We start from the raw sequence: 2,311 nt of genomic DNA, 5'->3' as shown, positions 1-2,311 counted from the left end.
CTACGAGGCCCTGGCCGCCAGCCGGGTCTTCGGTCGCCCCTGGTATGAACCGTCGTCCTTCACCGAGGTCGCCGTCGACTGGCGGCACGAGGACAAGGCCGAGCCCAAGGAGATCTGGGTCGCGGAGGACGGCGGTGACGTCGCCGGGGTCGCGACCCTGTTCCTGCCGATGGAGGACAACACGTCAATGGCGTGGTTCGACCTCCACGTGCACCCCGACCACCGTCGACGCGGCCATGGCTCCGCGCTGATGGACCGGATGGCCGAGCGGGCGCAGGATGCCGGTCGAGCCTGCCTGCTCACCGAGATCATGGTCCCCGTCGACGAGCCGGACCACGGGTATCGTCGCTTCATCGAGCGACACGGCTACTCGCTCAACAACACCGAGGTCATGCGCCACCTCGACCTGCCCGTCGCCGATGATCACCTGAGCCGTCTTGACTCCGAGACCCGGCCGCGATGGGAGGGCGACTACCGGCTCGAGGCCTACGTCAACGGCGTACCCGAGCCACTGCGGGCGTCCCTCTGCGAGGTCATGAACCAGCTCATCGTCGACGCGCCGACAGGCGATATCGAGTTCGAGCCGGAGTCGTTCAACCCCGCGCGCTACCAGGAGTACCTCGACGTCGAGCGGGAGATGGGACGGCAGCGACTCACGACCGTGGCGATCAGCGGCACAGGCGAGGTCGTCGCCTACACCGACCTCGTGCTTCCGGTTGGCGCACCGTCGACGGTCTGGCAGTGGGGCACCTACGTGCACCGCGAGCACCGGGGCCGCCGCCTCGGCATGGCGGTCAAGCTGGAGAACCTCAGCCGGTTGCAGGCCGAATATCCCCAGCGGCAACGGGTCGTCACCGGCAACGACGGCACCAACTCATGGATGGTCAACATCAACGAGGCCCTCGGCTTCCGCATCGTCGAGCTCTGCCCGGCCTACCAACGCAAGCTCGCCTGACGAACCCGATCGAGTGAACAGCTTTCGGGGCCATTGGCCCCGAAAGCTGTTCACTCGATCAGTTTGGGGGCCCGAAAGCTGTTCACTCGATCAAGGTGAGGGCGCCGATCCCTGCGCCGAGCACCGCAAACCCCACGGCCGGAGTGACGTCGCCGACGAGGAAGAAGACCGCTCGGTTGCCGAGAACGTCCACGCCGACGATCGAGATGACGAGGATCCCGAAGAAGACCAACAGGGCGGAGACCCCGGCGGCGACGTCGACCCACCGCGACCCGTGAACCGGCGCGCTCGACGCGGTGCGTGGGCCGCGGTCGAACCTCACGAAAATCGCCACGAGGACTGCGGTGACCACCGCGAGGACGACGAAGAGCACCGGACGCGTCAGCCACCAGGCCCACGAGGCCACCGCGGGCTGCTCCACACCGAGCGCCCGCATCGCGAGCAGGACGACCATCAGCCCGGTCAGGTGCCACAGGAAGGCCGTCATCGCAAACGGCGCGGCCCGCACGACCGCCAGCCAGGCCCGCGGCCGGGACAGCATCCGGTTCATGGCCGACCGCAGGAGCACGGCCAGTCCACAGATGCCGACACCCTGGGCGAGCAGGGCCACGGTCGGCGGAGCCATGTTGGAGATCGGCTCCCCCGGCAACCCCACCATCGACGTCGGGTAGGGACCAACCGTGATCGCGACGAGCATCGCGCCATAGCCGCCCACGAGCATGGCCCAGCCAACCCGCCGCGTCAGCCGACCGTCGCGCCAGAGAAATCCGAGCTGGTGGAAGGCGAGCCACACGAAGACGAAGTTGAGGTTGCCGACGAGCTCAACGGCGGTGAACCGCACCACGTCGACGAGGAGCGCGAGCCCGACAAGGAGCCCAGCGGCATACGGCCCCCATGCTTCATGGAATGACCGCATGAGGGGGGCGAACGCGCACGCCCCGAGGTAGATGCCCACGAACCACAGCAGCTGCGGCACGGCCACGAGCGCGTCGCGGGCGAAGCGACCCTCGACGCCCGGTCGGGCGGTCAGCCCGCTGACGTGCGCGACGACTCCCAGCGCGACCCAGACAGCGAGGAAGGCGAGCGACGGGCGGAGCAGTCGGACGGCCCGCGCGCGGAAGAACGCTGCGTAACGACCCGGGGAGCCCGGCGGCACGCGCCGGTCGAGCGAGTCGAGGGCGTAGGAGTGGGCGACGCCGCCGACGAGGAAGAAGAGTGGCATGACCTGGAGGAGCCAGGTCAGCGGCTGCAGCGCGGGGACCATGCTGAGGGCGTTGGTGATCTCGCCTTCGGGGGTGAGCACCACCATGAGCCAGTGCCCGAGGACGACGACGAGCAGTGAGCCGGCACGGAGGG

General features: G+C 68.8%; 2 protein-coding genes. One reads left to right on the top strand and one right to left on the bottom strand.

Annotation, left to right across the window (positions count from 1 at the left end; translation table 11 throughout):
• Window positions 1-955 (top strand): GNAT family N-acetyltransferase (locus VIR15_RS16880; protein WP_331929849.1); only part of this gene is annotated, 955 nt, incomplete at its 5' end.
• An 82-nt stretch (window positions 956-1,037) separates the two neighbouring features.
• On the opposite strand, the gene VIR15_RS16875 is transcribed toward VIR15_RS16880, so the two are convergent.
• Window positions 1,038-2,311: acyltransferase family protein (locus VIR15_RS16875; protein WP_331929847.1), on the bottom strand; the 1,274-nt coding region annotated here is incomplete at its 5' end.

This window comes from Intrasporangium sp. (assembly GCF_036566125.1).
In the GTDB taxonomy this organism is placed as follows: domain Bacteria; phylum Actinomycetota; class Actinomycetes; order Actinomycetales; family Dermatophilaceae; genus Intrasporangium.
Note: the sequence above shows the minus strand (reverse complement) of the source record. Positions and strands in the feature narration are given on the sequence as shown.